This window comes from Asaia bogorensis NBRC 16594 (assembly GCF_001547995.1).
Lineage (GTDB): Bacteria > Pseudomonadota > Alphaproteobacteria > Acetobacterales > Acetobacteraceae > Asaia > Asaia bogorensis.
The window spans coordinates 225,073-241,409 of the sequence record NZ_AP014690.1 but is presented as its reverse complement, the minus strand read 5'-3'; the positions used below and the strand labels follow the sequence as shown (position 1 = coordinate 241,409).

The following is a 16,337-nucleotide window of genomic DNA, read 5'->3' as shown; positions in this document are numbered from 1 at the left end:
GTCTCATCGTGACGGGGGGATGGGCCGACCACGCAAAACAGGCAGATCAGGCCCGTTGGCGAGCGCAGCCTCGATCAGGGCCTTCGTTTCCGGCTCGGGCTTGTTGTTGAGCGCCTGGCTCCACTGGTCGCGCGCTTCGAGCTGGCGCCCCTGATACCAGTAGGCCACGCCCAGATGATACGCGATTTCGGCGTCGCCCGGCGCTGCATTGACGGCGGAGAGCAGAAGCGGAAGCGCTTGCGCCAGATCACCATTCTGCTTGAGAAGCGCCCAGGCATAGCTGTCACGTATCTCGGCGTCATCCGGCGCAAGGTCCATGGCGTGACGAAGCAGCTTGAGCGCCTGCTCCGGTCGCTCGCCATGCAGCACATCGGAGTAACCCGCATAATTGAGCAGCATTGGCTCCGAAGGTGCAAGCGCAAGCGCCCGGTCAAGATCGGCCTGCGCCTTGTCCCGCCGGCCCATATGATCCCACGCCATCGCGCGCCCAAGCAGCAACGGCCAGACCCGTGCCTCCATGACGCTGACATGATTGAGCGCCCGCGTATAGGTATCCACCGCGGCCTGATACGCACCAAGCTGGTCCTGCGTGGCACCCAGTTCGTTGAGGATATCGGGGTTATCGGGATTGGCCCTGGCCACACGCTCGAGCGCCCGCAAGGCTGCTTTCAGGTCATGCCGTTTGAGGGCGATCTGAGCCTGCGCGTGGTCTGACAGGGGGGCCAGCGGATCATCATCTGCCACATGGTCGAGTGCTGTCTGGGCCAGGTCGGCCTGACCATCGTTGCGAAGTTCCTCGGCCAGAAGAATCTTCGCCAGGGTCAGATCCGGCCGGAGCAGCAAGGCCTGACGCAGGAGCAGGATCTTGAGTTGCCGGATATCCTTCAGCTTGTCATCATTCTGATCGCCCTGATCGGCGGGGCTGGCAGTCCCCTCCTCATTACGGTCACGGTTATTGGTGTCACCCAGAAGGGTGGTGATACCAACATAGAATTCCGCCAGCCCCTGGGAGGGGTCAAATCCGGTGCCGAGTTCCTGCGGGCGCAGCCGGTCAGCCACGAGCTGGAACGCGGGGAGCACCCCACCAACCTGATTCAGTCTTTTGATGGCAGCGTCACGGTGGTGCCTGAAGGCCAGCCAGTCCGCTTCGAACTGCATCGTCTGTACCCGCAGAAGGGGGGGCATGGATCCGGCGCTGGCATCCAGGCGAGCAAACAGCCCATCGGTGCGGGCCTGGTTGCGCAGCGAAGCGATACGCGCCTGTTGCAGCAGGGCGAGATAGGCCACCGGGTCGAGCGAGGCCGCGGATTGTGCCGGACGGCTGGCATCATCCTGCGTGGGGGAGGCCCCGTACTGGCACCAGTCCAGCAATCCCTGTCCAGCCAGACGCAGGAAACCCTGAGACGCCTTGCTATGCAGGGAGAAATAGGCTGCTGCGTCTTTCCACTGCCTGTTACGAAAGGCTGCGGTCCCCATCACGATGCGTGAGAGGCTCTCCTTTGGCAGTAGGCGTGCCAGCGTCAGAGCGTGACCGGCAGCTTCCTCGCCCGCATCCATGGCGTTGTAGCGCAGGGCCATGAGCATGAAATCCGGCTCGCGATAGCCGTGCATCACAGCACCGAACAACGCTTGGGCCGCATCGGGAATATTATTGCGCTGAACCGATACGATACTACCCAGCAGGCTACCCGTGAGCGACCAGGCCGGAGCGGCGGCCTCCCGCATCTGAAAGGCTCCGGCCTGATGGTCACGTGCCGACGGGATTGCCTCGGCCGCATGAGGGGCAGCGCCCGGCACCATCGCGAGGGGCATGGCTGTCAGACTGGCGAGAAGAACGCGCCGGAGCGGAGAGTGCTTGGTTTGCATCGTGCGGCAATCTAGACTGAACGCGAGCAGACACCAAACTGATAAGATATGATGCCTCTTTCCCTGTCCGGTCAGGACCAGTCCGAAATTCTCGCCCTGCTGGAGCTCTACCGGGAGTGGGGGGTGGATTGCCTTCTGGATGAGACCCCGCCCCAAAGGCTCGATCGTCCCGCCCCGCTCACAGCACGACCGTCAGGACGCGTCGTCGCTGGGGGTAATAGCCGCGCGGGAGACCGTGCGCATGGCGGCGCACAGGGCAGTGCTGCGCCGGCGGTCACAGCACGCGCCGCACCGGTCGACCCTGAAACAGCGCGCATGTGGGGTGTGGAGGCCTTTCCGGAGTGCGCCCTGTCACGCACCGCCTCAACCAGTGTCCGGCCTCATATCGTGCCCGACGCGAAGCTGATGCTCATTGGCGATGCGCCCGACGCCGATGAAGACCGGTCGGGCGATGTGTTTGCCGGAGAGACAGGCAAATTGCTCGACATGATCCTGCCTAGCATCGGGCTTGAACGCCATGCGCTTTCGCAGGCACCTGCCCTTCCCTGGCGTCCGCCGGGCGGGCGTGCTGTCTCGACCATTGAAGGCCGGGAATGTCGTGCCCTGCTCAATGCGGTCATTGCTCGCGCTCGGCCGGAGCGACTGATTCTCCTTGGACCGACCCCTCTGCGCATTCTCGTTGATGAACAGGCGAGCGTGGCACGCTCACGAGGCGCATGGATTACTTTGCGACTCGACAATGGCCATGACGTTCAGGCGCTCGTTCTGCAGCACCCCCAGCAGATGATTGCGAGTGCCCGTGCCCGCCGGGAGATGTGGAAAGACCTTGTTTTCATGGCAGAAAGCCTCGACGCTGCGGGCTGACACGGACAGTTGCAAAGCCTTAATAAAAAAAATTGATTTTTGCCCGGAAAAACGCGGTTTTTGTCCTGTATCCCTCTGGTAGAATTCAGCAAACAATCTTAGAATAGCGAACTCCTTTGGTGTGACCTTTCGGCCACTCTTGCTTTGACATGCAAGAGGGGCTACGAGCATCCCCACCATGCGAGGAATTTCTTATTTCGCGTCGAGTAATAGCGCCCGTGCTTTCATGCTGTGCGCGATGCTTGTGGCGGGAGCGACGTTCAACCCGCTTCGTGCCCAGGAAAGCAAACCGACGCTTAACCCTGCCGATCATGACAATGCCCAGAGCGAGGAAACGGCGTTTGCTACGCCGCGATCCTACATGCCTGGGGGTTCGAATGGTCTTCCCCATCCCCTTACCGCGTCAGATGCCGCGCTGCTGAAAGAGGCGTTCCGCGCCCAGCGTGCCGGTGATTTCGAGACCGCCATTGCCCGTTCCCGTGCTGCCCATGATGGCATCCTGATGGGTGACCTTCTGGCGGAGCGCTATCTCAACCCAGCCTATCACCCACAGCCGGTACAACTACGCCTGTGGCTCAAGACCTTTTCAAGCCTTGCCGATGCGGGTGCCATACAGAGCCTGCTGGTCTCACTCAGCCCCAAGGGCAGCGTGACCCTGCAGAACTTCCCAACGTCTCTTGCCCCTTCGGATACCGCGTCAAACGCAACGACAGGGACGACAGACCCGCTTTCTCACCTTCTCAACCGTAATCCCCTGCTGGACCGTACCGTGAGCGAGCGTGTTTCGTGGGGGCTCAAGGGCGGTCAGAGCGCTGTTAAACTTATCGATTCCACCCCAGGCATGACGCCGCTCTATGCGGCGCAGCTCAAGGCAGAAGTCGCTCTGGGCATGTTGAGTGCCGGTGAGACGGGCTTTGCCCTGCAGACGGCCCGAAAAGGATTTGCCCAGAGCGAAAGCCAGCTTGGCTATGCCGGTTACGTGGCTGGCCTTGCCGCCTGGCGTCAGGGCGAACTGAGCGATGCGGCCCAGCTTTTCGAGCAGGCCTCACGCGCCCGGACGACCAATAACGACATTCGCGCTGCCAGCGCCTACTGGGCGGCTCGTGTGCATCGTCATCTGCCGGGCCCTGCCACTCTGGCAACGTCGTGGTTGCAGCGCGCTGCGGCTGAACCCGGCACATTCTATGGCATCCTGGCCAGACAATCCCTTGGGCTGCATCATGCTGGCAAGATCGCTGCCAGCACAGAGGACGCCACGGCAGGAAATGCCACGGCGCTTCAGTCAGATGAGACCGCGCTCCAGAATCCGATCCCGGTGATGGGTGAAATCGATATCGATGCCGTAGCCGCCACGCCGCAGGGACCGCGCTTGTTCGCCCTGCTTCAGATTGGCGAAACAGCCCGTGCGGAAGCCCTGCTGCGCCGTATGTGGCCCGACATCGTTTCCGATACCGCACTCTGTCATTCCGTGCAGCTGGTTGCCGCTGCGGCCGGCCTGCATGACTTGTCAGAGCAGATTGCCACCATCCTTGGCTCACGCGACGGGCGTCCGGCCCATCTGGCCGGGTTCCCCACCCCGCAGCTTTCGCCACGTCATGGTTTCAAGATGGACCCGGCGCTCGTCTATGCCCTGACGCGTCTGGAATCGAATTTCGATCCGAAGGCGTCATCGAGTGCCGGCGCACATGGCCTGATGCAGATTCGCCCCCTGACGGCGAGCTTTGTGAGCGGGCCCAAACCTGCTCTCGACTCCCACGGCGTCGCAATCATCAACGTCCCCGCCGATATGGTCGGTCGCCTGCACAACCCGGCGGTCAATCTCGAAATCGGCCAGCTTTACGTTCAGTATCTGGCTGGCCTTTCGGAGCGTTCCGACACAGCACCCAAGGGAGGCGATCTGATCCACACCCTTGCCTCCTACAATGCCGGGCCGGGTGCGATCGCGCGCTGGGAAAGCGGCACGCCCCACGAGGCAGAGCTGGCCCATGATCCGCTTCTTTTCATGGAGCTTCTCCCCAACGGCGAGACGCGTGACTACGTCCATCACGCTTTTACCTATCTTTGGATCTATGCCGATAAGCTCGGCTTGCCCGCGCCGTCGCTCCATGCTCTGGCCCACGCCCAGTGGCCGGCCTTCGCCGAGGAACAGGAAATCGCCAGCGCACGGCCGGTGACCTATCACTGAAGGTCTCAGGTCGTCCGGCGTCGCCTGACCTCCACCACTTGATGCCTGCCTCAGGCAGGTAAGCAGATCATGACGAGGGCGATGCCGGAGCACGGTGTCGCCCTCAGTCTTTTCCCAACGTTTCCATTCTGATGATCCGCGCCCCAAGCGCCTCGAGAAAGAGGCTGTCATGGGACGAGAGCAGGATACAGGCCGATCGCGCTGTTTCTGCCAGCAGCATCATCAGATAATCGCGTGAGGCCGCATCGAGCCCGTTGCCCGGCTCATCCATCAATAATAGCTGCGGTGTACCTATAAAAGCCGAGGCGATGAGCATCTTGCGCCGCGTTCCGAGCGACAGCGCGTCATAGCGCTTGTCGAGATGCGGCGTGAGACCGAACCCCTCGATCAGATCCGGCGAGACATCAGGCGCCTTGCGTGCCCAGGCGCACAGGGCCATGAGGTCGCGCCCGGTCATGAACGGATAGACCGCCCCTTCGTCCGGGACATAGGCAAGGCATGATTTGGCTGCGACGGACTGGCGAGCGAGGTCATGTCCCGCGATCATCACCCGGCCCTTCTGCAGTTTTGCGACCCCGGACAAACCACGAAGCAGGGTTGATTTCCCTGTGCCGTTGCCGCCCCAGAGCCCATGCAGACCCACACCCAGTGCGAAGGTCACTGAAGAGAATACGGGCCGTCCCTTATAGGCCATCTCAAGGTCGGTGCAGAGCAGTATATCGGTCATGCGAAAGCCCCAAAGAGGATGACTGAAATCCATAGCGCAGAAAGGGCGAGCGCAGGCATGGGCCGCCAGCGTGGATCGATCGGGATGGTCGCTCTAAGCGCCGAAACCAGGAGCAGATAGGAGGCGAGCACGAGGAACGCGCCCAGCAGCGAGATCAGTCCATGCAGAACGAGAGGCAGCAGACAAAGCAGCCCCGGGCTTACAAACAAACCGACTACGAGGCCAATATCGCTTCTGACCCAGAAGAACCGCAGCAGAGGCAAGGCCTGACAGAATCCCGAGGCCCGCTCATGTGCTTCGGCAAGCGCAGCGAAAGGCACCAGACTACCTTGCGCGATGAGCCCCATGGCCACGATCTCAACAGGCATGGAGCGGGAATCGTAATCAAAGCCATGCAGAAGCGCCCATAAAGCAACCGGCAGGACCCAGACGATCAGCATGACACCGAGCGTTGTGTTGCCGCGCTCGATACAGCACCGTATCTGCAGACGCAGAATTGGGTCCAGGCGGCTCAGCCCTTTGAGGGGAAACGATGAGACCCGGCGTGCGTACCGCCCGGCGTCGTTCCAGTCCCCCAGACGCGCACTCAGGCGCAGGCCTGCCCCGGCAATGATAACTGGCAAGGCGAGCATCGACAGGGCGGCGCCAGACGCCGCCATACCACACACCATCGCGAGTGCCGCATCGGCCATTAGGACGAAGAGCACCAGAACTGGCGCAGCTTCGATACGAGCGGCCTGCACCATGATGGTCAGCCCCGTAAAAACCAGGCCTCTCATTATATAGAGTAGAACAACCATCGGGGCCTTCAGACCGATCAGCACAAGGCCGACCGGCAGGGGCAGCAGCAGGGGAAGATCGAGCAGGAAGGCAAGCCCTGCGGCAATCGCTAGACGCTCGCTCAGTGTGATGGGCAGGCTGTCCAGATAGCCTCGAAAGGGTCCGCCACGCAGGATCGGCCGCAGCCCCTCCACCCAGAGCAGGGCGCTGATCTGCGCAAAAGCCATTGCCCCGAGATGCAGGCCGATTGCCTTCGGAAAAACGCCCGGCGTGGCGAACAGGAAAACCATGAAATGCGCCGCCCGCACCAATAGGGCGATGATTGGCAGGGCCGGGGAGAGGAAAACAATGACAAGCAGCCCGAGCCAGCGCTGCATGAGACGCGCCTTGCCCGCATGCAGCAGGTAACGCAGCCTCAGGCGGAAGAAGGCAGAAAGGCTGCAAGGGGCAACAGCCATGCGCGTAGGAAGGGATTTCGCCGAATGGGAAGAGGACGGTGTCGCGTGCTCTGTCGTCACATTCTTCCCTCACGCCATCCAGAGGCCAGAGCGCTAGACTGAACCTCAGTTTTCAGCCAGAACCTGCCGGCTTGCGCGCACCTTGGTCACCCGGCGCTGCTCCATTTCAACCACCTCGAACAGCCAGCCCGCAAAAACCACCTTGTCGCCCTTGGCGGGAACGCGACGCAGCAGAGCGAGTATGGCCCCGGCCAGCGTATGATAGCTGCCTGCAGCCGGCAGATCGGGCAGATCCAGCACCGAGCGTACCTCATCGGCAGGCATGAAACCATCGAGCACATATTCGTCGCGCTGCTGCGGATTCTCGCGCTCGGTCTTGTTCTTCTCCGCGCTTTCATCGCCTACGATCGCTTCGAAGATATCAGACGGTGTCACGATGCCCTCGAATGAGCCGTATTCATCCAGCACGAAGGCAATGCCGAGACGCTCGCCGCGCATCCGCTCGATCATGTCCTGTGCCGTCAGGCTATCGGGTACAACGATGGGCTGGCGCAGGGCCGCTTCAATGGAAATCGGCAGCCCCTGAAGCAGACGATCCATCAGGTCCTTGGCCAGCACCACACCCACAGGATGATCCACATCGCCCTCGCAGACGAGAATACGTGTGTAGGTGGACTGGCGTAGCTTCACGATCAGTGCATCGCGGCTTGCGTGCCGGTCGACCCAGAACAACTCGTTACGCGGGGTCATGATGGCACGCACAGGACGATCAGCCAGACGAAGCAGGCGCTCGATCATGATGCGCTCTTCGGTCTCCAGCACTCCGGCCTGGGCACCTTCTGCCAGAATGGCGCGCAATTCCTCCTCGGTAATGGCGGCACGGGTCAGGCCGCCCACCCCGAATACGCGCAGCACGAGATTCGATGTGCCGCTCAGCAGGGCCACAATCGGACGCGAAATGGTGAGTAAGGCAGAAAGGATGAAGGAAAGCCGTGCCGCCATTTTTTCGGGCTGCTGAAGCGCCAGTTGCTTGGGCACCAGTTCGCCGAACACCAGCATGGCGAAGGTAATGGCCATCACCACAATGCCAATCGACAATTCATTGGCGAAGGGCCGCAGCATGTCGCTGCGTCGTATCAGCAGGGCCAGATCCTCTTCAATCTGGCTGCCGCCGAAGGCACCTTCGAGAATCGAGACGAGCGTCATGCCGATCTGCACGGTGGGCAGGAAGGCATGCGGCTCATCAGCCAGACGCAACGCCCGCTCTGCGCCACGCACCCCACGCTTGACCAGCGCCGCAAGCCGCGGCCGCTTGGCCGAGATCAGCGCCATTTCACCCATGGCGAAAATGCTGTTCAGGGCAATGAGAAGACAGATGACCAGAATGGGGGTGAGCATGGGGCCCTTCGTTCAGAAAAAAGAAAAGGCGGACATACATAGCGTATGTCCGCCCTCTTAGGATAAGGCGCTCATGCCTGTCTTGACCAGTATGCAGGGCATGGTTGCCCTGCCCTGTAGAGACCGGTCCGGACGCAACGCCCGTTAGTCAGCGGCGTCAGCAACCTCGACCGGCTTTTCCTCGGCCTTGTGGACGCGCACGCGCGGGCCACGGGCCGGCTTGCGGGATTCGAGCAGAGTTACCTGCTCGGCCACCTGAGCCTCGTACTTGTATTCCGCCGGGCGCTGGTTCTCGAGCGAGATCTCGGGGACCATCGGCTTTTCGGTCTCAGGGCCGAACAGCGCGACCTTGGCGATGTGCCAGGGGCGCTTGACTGCATCCATGACGGCTGTGGATTCGTAGCCTGAATGGACCATGCAATCGGCGCATTTTTCATAAGCGCCGGTGCCGTACTGTTCCCAAGCCGTATCGTCCATCAGTTCCTTGAACGTCTTGGCATAGCCTTCGCCCAGCAGATAGCAGGGACGCTGCCAGCCAAACACGGTACGCAGGGGCTTGCCCCAGGGCGTGCAGTGATAGTTCTCGTTGCCAGCCAGGAAGTTCAGGAAGAGCGGCGACTGCGTGAAGCGCCACTTCTTGCCCTTGCCCAGACGGAAGATGTCACGGAAGAGCTGCTTGGTCTTCTGGCGGTTCAGGAAGTGTTCCTGATCGGGCGCACGCTCATAGGCATAGCCCGGTGCAGTCATGACGCCATCAACGCCGAGCGCCATGACCTCATCGAAGAACCGTGCCACGCGCTCGGGCTGAGCACCGTCAAACAGCGTGCAGTTGATCGAAACGCGGAAGCCGCGCTCTTTCGCCTTGCGGATGGCTGCGACCGCGCGCTCATACACGCCTTCCTGACAGACGGACGAGTCGTGCATCGCCTTGTCGCCATCGAGATGGATATCCCACGAGAAGAACGGGTTCGGCTCGTAATCATCGAGCTTCTTCTCGAGCAGAAGGCCGTTCGTGCAGAGATAGACGTATTTCTTGCGCGCCGTCAGACCCTTGACGATCTCGGGCATCTCCTTGTGCAGGAGAGGCTCACCGCCAGCGATGGCGATGACGGGGGCGTCGGCTTCGGCGTCGGCATCCAGACATTCCTGCAGGCTGAGGCGCTGGTTCAGAATCTGGGCCGGATAATCGATCTTGCCGCAGCCCGCACAGGCGAGATTGCAGCGAAACAGGGGTTCGAGCATCAGAACGAGCGGATAGCGCTTGCGACCCAGAAGATGCTGCTTGACCACATAGCGCCCGACACGGACGGCCTGCATCAATGGAACGGCCATGTAACTCTATGCTCCTACACCAGGTGACAGGCTCTGGCAGCGCGAAAAAGCGCCATGACCCTGCCACTCAGACGTCATACGTTGAGACCCGTTGGCGTTGAGACCCGCCGGTTCTTGTGGATCCGAGAAAAAGACACCGGGATAATGACAGGCGTGCCAGACCCGATACAAGACCCGAAACGAGACGAACGGGATGGTAAAACGTGGGCTATACACCGTCCCGTGGTCGCATCTCAACATCTGCGACGTTTCATTGCACAGGCTGTGTCATTTTGGCGACATCGAAGCGTAATGACTAACCAAATTTTAAGCTGAAACAAGTTGCACAACACCAAACGATGCGCTCATTCCCACCCATCGTTACTGGAGAAGAGTGAGAAGATTGCACTTTTCGACATTATGTCGGACATATGCCCACGTGGTCAGGCATCTGATGACTTGTAATTGATATGAGCCATCCCAGTTTTCCGACTACGGATCCAGATATATGTCGATCCCGCCGAACGGGCCCGTCGTACGGGAAAGATTTTGAGGACGCAGCATGACACAGCTTTCCAGCATAACGATCAAAGCCGCCTCCGCCGGGCGCCGCAAAGGAGCTGCGTCCCGTTACGCGGCCCTCGGTGTTCTGGCCCTTCTCTCGGCACCGGTCGCCTCTGCTGCGCTGATCACGCCCGCTCTTGCCCAGACGGCGGCACCATCATCGGCAGCCATCGCGCCAATCAACGATCTTTATGCGGCGCTCGGCCAGATCCAGGCCACATCTAGCGGCTCCAACGAGGCGCGGGCGCAGATCATGGCCCCCGTCATCGATAGGGTTTTCGACCTGTCGACTGTCCTGCACAACTCGATCGGCATGCGCTACACCACCCTCTCGGCCGATGAGCAGACGAAGCTTCTTGCTGCTTTTCGTCAGTTCACCATCGCGCGCTATGTGTCGAGCTTCAAAAAGGGTGGCAGCGCCAAGTTCACCGTCAGCCCGACCACGCGCCCAGCGCCCAGCGGCGGCAGCACCCTTGTCAACACCACCATTGGTGACGGCTCCGATACGGCCACAGCCATCAACTATGTCATGATGCCCTCAGGCGGCGGCTATCGCATTGTCGATATCCTGCTGAATGGTCACATCAGCCAGGTTGCGGCCCAGCGTGCCGATTTCAGCTCGACCCTCGCCCGTGGCGGTGCCGATGCCTTGGTAACTCTGCTGAATCGCAAAACCGCAAAGTTCATGAACAACTGAGATGCGCTGCCGGTCACCCGAGATGAAAAGCCCCGTCAGGGGCAGAGGTGTCGCGTGACCCACGCCCTGAACTGGGCCGGCGCTCTTACCGTGCTGGGCTATGCCTCAGCCTGTCTCGCCCTGGCGGGCTGCGCCCAATCCGTTATCGGCGCCGGGCTGCTCGCGGCCTTTCGTCGCAACGAACGCAACATCCTTCAGCAAACGCCTGTCGACTCAAGTGCACAGGCACCAGTGACGGTGCTCAAGCCCCTCCACGGGGACGAGCCGCTGCTTGAGGAAGCGCTGCGCAGCTTTTGCGAACAGGATTACGCCCAGTACCAGATCGTCTTTGGCGTTCAGCGCGGTGATGACCCTGCGATTGCCATCGTGCGTCGCCTTCAACAGGATTACCCTGACCTTGATCTGGACCTTGTGATTGATGGCACCACGCATGGGGCCAACCGCAAGATTGCCAATCTGATCAACATGTTTCCCGCAGCCAGACACGACATTCTGGTCGTGTCAGACTCGGACATTCATGTTCAGCGCAGTTATCTGCGCGATGTCGTTCAGACCCTTTCGGCACCAAAGATCGGGCTGGTCACCACACTCTATGCCGGTCTGGCCGCAACACGCAGCGTAGTGCGTCAATTTGCCGCCAGTCAGATCAACCATAATTTCATGCCGGGCGTCATGATGTCGCGCCTTCTGGGACGACAGGATTGCCTGGGCGCCACCATGGCCTTTACCCGGGCGACGCTTGATCGCATTGGCGGTCTGCAAGCACTGGCAGACCATGTGGCTGACGATGCCGTTCTTGGCCAGCTTGTCCGCGCTCACGGTCAGAAAATCGCGCTTGCTCCATGCCTGACATGGACAACGGTGGCCGAAGCCTCGGCACGCGACATGATCGATCATGAATTGCGTTGGGGCCGTACGGTCAAGAATGTCGAGCCCGTCGGCTATGGATTATCCGCCATCCAGCTTCCCCTGTTCTGGGCAAGCGTCACGCTGGCCTGTTTTCAGGCCACGGTGTGGGCAGAAATGTTTTTTCTGGCCGTCTGGATGATCCGCAGCGCCACAGCGTTTTTTATTGATCGGCTGGTGGGGCAATCAAGCCCGGCTGTCTATGCCCTCTTCCCCCTGCGTGAATGGCTCTCCGCTAGCATCATGGTGGGCAGTGCGCGGGGGCAAAAAGTGGAATGGCGCGGTCAGACGCTTCACATACGTCGCACTGTTCCCGTGACCCCACCCGTACAACCTGTCGAACCCGGCGATTAGACTTTTTACTGTTTCCGCCCCATATGCAGGGGCATTCGTCAGGCAATTCTGATTTTTCACTCCCACGGGATCTTACGACCCGACCGTTATTACCGAGGAAGCCTTCATCATGATGCGCACGCTGTTCCTTCAGCCCCCCTCCTTTGATGGTTTCGATGGCGGCGCCGGGTCGCGCTATCAGGCCAAGCGCGAAATCCGTTCCTTCTGGTTCCCGACCTGGCTGGCCCAGCCTGCTGCCATGGTCGAGGGCTCGCGCCTGATCGATGCCCCCCCGGCCGGTATGGGCATGGAGCCGATCCTCAAGGACGTGATGAATCGCGACCTGGTGGTGATGCACACCTCAACCCCGTCTTTCGCTTCCGACGTCCGCGTGGCGCAGATGCTTAAAGATGCCAACCCCAAGCTGATGATCGGCATGGTCGGTGCCAAGGTTGCCGTGCAGCCGGACGAGTCGATGGCCAAGGGCAGCCCGATCGATTTCGTAGCGCGCAACGAGTTCGACTTCACAATCAAGGAAATTGCCGAAGGCCGCGACCTGAAGGACGTAGACGGCATCACCTGGCGCAACAAGGATGGCGAGATCATCGCCAATCGTGACCGCGCCATGATCGAGGACATGGACTCCCTCCCCTTCGTGACGGAAGTCTACAAGCGCGACCTGAAGATCGAGGACTACTTCATCGGGTATCTGATGCACCCGTACATCTCGATCTATACGGGCCGTGGCTGCAAATCGCGCTGCACCTTCTGCCTGTGGCCGCAGACGGTGGGTGGCCATCGCTACCGCACGCGCAGCCCCGAGCACGTGGCTGCCGAAATCCGCCTTGCCAAGCAGTATTTCCCGCAGGTGAAGGAGTTCATGTTCGATGACGACACCTTCACCGATGACCTGCCCCGTGCAGAGGCCATTGCGCGTGAAATGGGCAAGCTTGGCGTCACCTGGTCGTGCAACGCCAAGGCGAACGTGCCCTATGAAACGCTCAAGATCATGAAGGAAAACGGGCTTCGCCTGCTTCTGGTCGGCTATGAAAGCGGCAACCAGCAGATCCTTCACAACATCAAGAAGGGTATGCGCGTTGAAGTGGCGCGCGAGTTCACCAAGAACTGCCACAAGCTGGGCATCAAGATCCACGGCACCTTCATCGTCGGCCTGCCTGGCGAGACGAAGGAGACCATTCAGGAAACCATCCAGTTCGCCCGCGAGATCAACCCGCACACGCTGCAGGTTTCGCTGGCAGCCCCCTATCCCGGCACCGCACTGCACAAGCAGGCCACCGAGAATGGCTGGTTCAACGAAGCTGAAGCCGAACTGATCGACGAGAATGGCGTGCAGATTGCCCCGCTGCACTACCCGCATCTGTCGCACACCGAGATCTTCAACTCGGTTGAGGAATTCTATCGCAAGTTCTACTTCCGCGCGCCGAAGATCGCCTCGATCGTCAACGAGATGGTCCGCAGCCCGCAGATGATGAAGCGTCGCCTCCGTGAAGGCGTGGAGTTCTTCCAGTTCCTCAAGGGCCGCAACGCCGCCTGATCACTCAGGCGTCGTTTACTCCCATGCGTCGTCTGATTATCTCGGCCGATGATTTCGGCCTGAGTGAAGAGGTCAACGAGGCCATCGAGATCGCCCATCGTGACGGGTTGCTCTCGACGGCCAGCCTCATGGTTTCCGGCCCGGCCAGTATGGATGCCGTGCGCCGGGCCAGGCGCTTGCCCAATCTGCGGGTCGGGCTGCATCTGGTGGTGATCGAGGGCGATACCGCCCTGCCCGGTGCCACCATACCGGCCATCGCCACCCCTGATGACCGTTTCGGCACGAGCCAGCTCGGCCTTGGCGTCTCCTATTTCTTCCGTCCTGCCGCGCGCAGGGCGCTGTCGCGCGAGATCGAGGCCCAGTTTCGGGCTTTTCTGGCGTCAGGGCTCACCCTCGATCATGCCAATGCCCACAAGCACATGCATCTGCATCCGACCGTGGGGCGGCTTCTGATCGAGACCGGGCAGCATTACGGCCTTCGCCATGTCCGGACACCCTGCGAGCCTCCGGCGCCACTGGCAGCGGCAGAAACATATTTCGATTCACTGGGTGCTGCGGCCCTGCGACGCTGGTGCAATGTCTTGCGCCATCAGATTGCCCACGCCGGAATGACCACCAACGATCATTGCTTCGGACTGGCATGGAGCGGACAGATGCGCGCCGGGCGCGTGGCGGGGCTGATCCCGCATCTGCCCGAGGGACTGTCAGAACTCTATTTTCATCCGGCCCTGAGCCAGAATGACCTGCTGCACAGCCTCATGCCGGATTACGACCAGAGCGGCGAGTTCGATGCCCTTGTGAGCCCAGAGCTTCGTCAGGCTGTGCACTCAGCCAATATCAGGCTGAGTGACTGGTCAGGACAGACACTCAACGCGGCCTGAACCGGTCGCGTCTGCGCCAGAACGGGCTGCTGTGCCCGCCTTACCGACCGCCCCTTCCACAAAGCCGGTTCGGCTCCCCGGAAAGGGCGGGACGTTTCAGAGGGCGGAATCCACCCAGGCCTTCAGGGCGCTCTTGGGCAGGGCGCCGGTCTTCTGGGCGACAACTTCACCATTCTTGAAGACCATGAGCGTCGGGATGCTGCGAACGCCAAAGCGCGTCGGGGCCTCAGGGTTCTCGTCGATGTTGATCTTGGCAACCGTCAGACGGCCCTTGTACTCACCACCGATCTCGTCGAGCGCAGGGGCGATCATCTTGCAGGGGCCGCACCATTCTGCCCAGAAATCGACCAGCACGGGGCCTTCGGCCTGCAGCACGTCCTTGTCAAACCCGCTGTCGCTGACAGCAACGGTGTTCTCGCTCATCTTGTTCTCCATTACAGCTGCGAGCCATTACAGGCCCACCTGAATGGGACATATCAGCAGTTCGGCCGCAGCCTTCAAGAGCTAGTGAAGGCTCAGACGCAGCATTTGGAGAAACACAAACCTTCGGCAGACGTTTTATCCAATAACGTCATAACGTTACTGGAGATTTTCTCTTGGCCAAACAATCTGCTTTTCAAAAGCTCTGGGTGGGGATGCTCTGCAGCACCAGCGTCCTTGCCGCTATCCCGTCCGCCATGGCGCAGCCAGCACCAACCCAGCCCTTCGCCCCGCTCAGCGCCCCGGCGACCCACCGGATTCTGCCTGGCAAGATCGTCTTCTCGATGCTGGTGACCCCTGATCTGACCAAGGCACAGGTGTTTTACTCCCGGCTTTTTGGCTGGAGCTTCCGTGCCGTCGGTGATGGCAAGACGCCGCGGGTCGAGATCCTGTCAGGTACTCAGCCCATAGGTACGATGGTGGCCCACACCCTGCGCCATCCTGACCGCGATACCCCATTCTGGATGCCTTTCATCTCGACCTCCGATACTGCGACAGTGGCACGTGTGACGCGGCAGCAGGGAGGCAAGGTGCTTTTCGGGCCGCGCCAGATTGATGGTCTTGGCCAGACGGTGATCGTTTCCGACCCGCAGCATGGCATTTACGCAGCGCTCAGCGCCCTGGCGGGCGATCCCGCCGACCAGCCCGGAAGCCCTGCGCTCAACAGCTGGTCCTGGGCCACATTGTTGGCCCCGAACCCCGGACAGGAGGCGGGATATTACCAGCTTCTGTTCAATTACAAGGTCATGGCAGCACCTGGAGCCGATAACGGGAGCCATTACATCATCGCCTCACAGGACAAGGAACGCGCGAGCCTCAACACCCTGCCCGATGGTGTGACGCAGAAGGACCGTGCCCGGTGGGTACAGTTTGTCCAGGTTCAGGACACGGCGGATGCCGCCAACCGGGCAACTGCGCTAGGGGGGCAGGTCATCGTACCGCCCCATGTCGATCGGGATGGCGCCATCGTCGCTATCCTGGCCGATCCGTCCGGTGCCGTATTCGGCGTCATCGAGGCCCAGAAAGACATGCTGGAAATGGGAGCTCCCCAATGAAGAAACGCTCTGCCTGTTTTGCTCTTCTGGCCATTTGCACCCTCGGCCTGAGCGGCTGCGGCTACGATGATTATTACGGTGGCGATTATTACGGCTATCCGGGCGGCTGGAACCGTCAGGGCTGGAACAATGGCTACTCGGTCGGCCCGCATTATACTGGCCGTGGCTGGGGCGGACCCGGCTATCGCCGCAATTATGACCGTCGCGACAACCGTCACGACAACAATCGGGATCGTCGGGACAACCACCGTAATGACTGGCGCCGTCATTAACCGGG

The 16,337-nt window shown here is 60.9% G+C and carries 14 protein-coding genes; 8 read left to right on the top strand and 6 right to left on the bottom strand.

Annotation, left to right across the window (positions count from 1 at the left end):
• Positions 1 to 3: 3 nt before the first annotated feature.
• Positions 4 to 1,866 (bottom strand): tetratricopeptide repeat protein, encoded by a 1,863-nt coding sequence (locus tag Asbog_RS01080; protein ID WP_062163770.1) that lies wholly within the window; start codon positions 1,864 to 1,866, stop codon positions 4 to 6.
• Positions 1,867 to 1,914: 48 nt separating this feature from the next.
• On the opposite strand from Asbog_RS01080, the gene Asbog_RS01075 reads away from it, so the two are divergent.
• On the top strand, positions 1,915 to 2,730 hold the full coding sequence (locus Asbog_RS01075) for a uracil-DNA glycosylase (protein WP_062163769.1): 816 nt from the start codon (positions 1,915 to 1,917) through the stop codon (positions 2,728 to 2,730).
• Positions 2,731 to 2,908: 178 nt separating this feature from the next.
• The gene (locus Asbog_RS01070; protein ID WP_062163768.1) at positions 2,909 to 4,915 is read left to right on the top strand and encodes a transglycosylase SLT domain-containing protein; all 2,007 of its coding nucleotides are present in this window, start codon (positions 2,909 to 2,911) and stop codon (positions 4,913 to 4,915) included.
• 103 nt (positions 4,916 to 5,018) lie between these two features.
• Here Asbog_RS01070 and Asbog_RS01065 read toward each other — a convergent pair whose 3' ends face one another.
• The 4 genes from Asbog_RS01065 to hpnH all read right to left on the bottom strand — a co-directional run bounded on the left by Asbog_RS01065 (position 5,019) and on the right by hpnH (position 9,610).
• Entirely contained in the window at positions 5,019 to 5,642 is a 624-nt protein-coding gene (locus Asbog_RS01065) for an ATP-binding cassette domain-containing protein (RefSeq protein ID WP_062163767.1), read from the bottom strand.
• Positions 5,639 to 6,940, bottom strand: coding sequence for a hypothetical protein (locus tag Asbog_RS01060; protein ID WP_146926420.1), 1,302 nt, complete (start codon positions 6,938 to 6,940; stop codon positions 5,639 to 5,641). The genes Asbog_RS01065 and Asbog_RS01060 overlap by 4 nt, the downstream gene beginning before the upstream one ends.
• A gap of 45 nt (positions 6,941 to 6,985) precedes the next feature.
• Entirely contained in the window at positions 6,986 to 8,278 is a 1,293-nt protein-coding gene (locus Asbog_RS01055) for a hemolysin family protein (RefSeq protein WP_023978793.1), read from the bottom strand.
• A gap of 144 nt (positions 8,279 to 8,422) precedes the next feature.
• Complete coding sequence (hpnH, locus tag Asbog_RS01050; protein WP_062163765.1) at positions 8,423 to 9,610, bottom strand: adenosyl-hopene transferase HpnH; 1,188 nt, start codon at positions 9,608 to 9,610, stop codon at positions 8,423 to 8,425.
• A 541-nt stretch (positions 9,611 to 10,151) separates the two neighbouring features.
• On the opposite strand from hpnH, the gene Asbog_RS01045 reads away from it, so the two are divergent.
• The 4 genes from Asbog_RS01045 (at position 10,152) to hpnK (ending at position 14,525) form a co-directional block, all read left to right on the top strand.
• The gene (locus tag Asbog_RS01045) at positions 10,152 to 10,850 is read left to right on the top strand and encodes an ABC transporter substrate-binding protein (RefSeq protein WP_083510638.1); all 699 of its coding nucleotides are present in this window, start codon (positions 10,152 to 10,154) and stop codon (positions 10,848 to 10,850) included.
• 54 nt (positions 10,851 to 10,904) lie between these two features.
• Positions 10,905 to 12,110, top strand: coding sequence for a bacteriohopanetetrol glucosamine biosynthesis glycosyltransferase HpnI (gene hpnI / locus Asbog_RS01040; RefSeq protein ID WP_231944618.1), 1,206 nt, complete (start codon positions 10,905 to 10,907; stop codon positions 12,108 to 12,110).
• A gap of 109 nt (positions 12,111 to 12,219) precedes the next feature.
• On the top strand, positions 12,220 to 13,644 hold the full coding sequence (gene hpnJ / locus Asbog_RS01035; RefSeq protein ID WP_023978797.1) for a hopanoid biosynthesis associated radical SAM protein HpnJ: 1,425 nt from the start codon (positions 12,220 to 12,222) through the stop codon (positions 13,642 to 13,644).
• Positions 13,645 to 13,667: 23 nt separating this feature from the next.
• A complete protein-coding gene (gene hpnK, locus Asbog_RS01030) occupies positions 13,668 to 14,525 on the top strand; it encodes a hopanoid biosynthesis-associated protein HpnK (RefSeq protein WP_023978798.1) in 858 nt (285 codons plus the stop codon).
• 96 nt (positions 14,526 to 14,621) lie between these two features.
• Here hpnK and trxA read toward each other — a convergent pair whose 3' ends face one another.
• Positions 14,622 to 14,948: a thioredoxin TrxA gene (gene trxA / locus Asbog_RS01025; protein WP_031240847.1), complete on the bottom strand. Its 327-nt coding sequence runs from the start codon at positions 14,946 to 14,948 to the stop codon at positions 14,622 to 14,624.
• Positions 14,949 to 15,121: 173 nt separating this feature from the next.
• On the opposite strand from trxA, the gene Asbog_RS01020 reads away from it, so the two are divergent.
• Complete coding sequence (locus tag Asbog_RS01020; RefSeq protein ID WP_146926418.1) at positions 15,122 to 16,060, top strand: VOC family protein; 939 nt, start codon at positions 15,122 to 15,124, stop codon at positions 16,058 to 16,060.
• Positions 16,057 to 16,332 carry a hypothetical protein gene (locus Asbog_RS01015; RefSeq protein WP_023978801.1) on the top strand — a complete coding sequence of 92 codons (276 nt, stop codon included), beginning with the start codon at positions 16,057 to 16,059 and terminating at the stop codon, positions 16,330 to 16,332. Before Asbog_RS01020 ends, Asbog_RS01015 begins: the two co-directional genes overlap by 4 nt.
• The last annotated feature ends 5 nt before the right edge of the window (positions 16,333 to 16,337 follow it).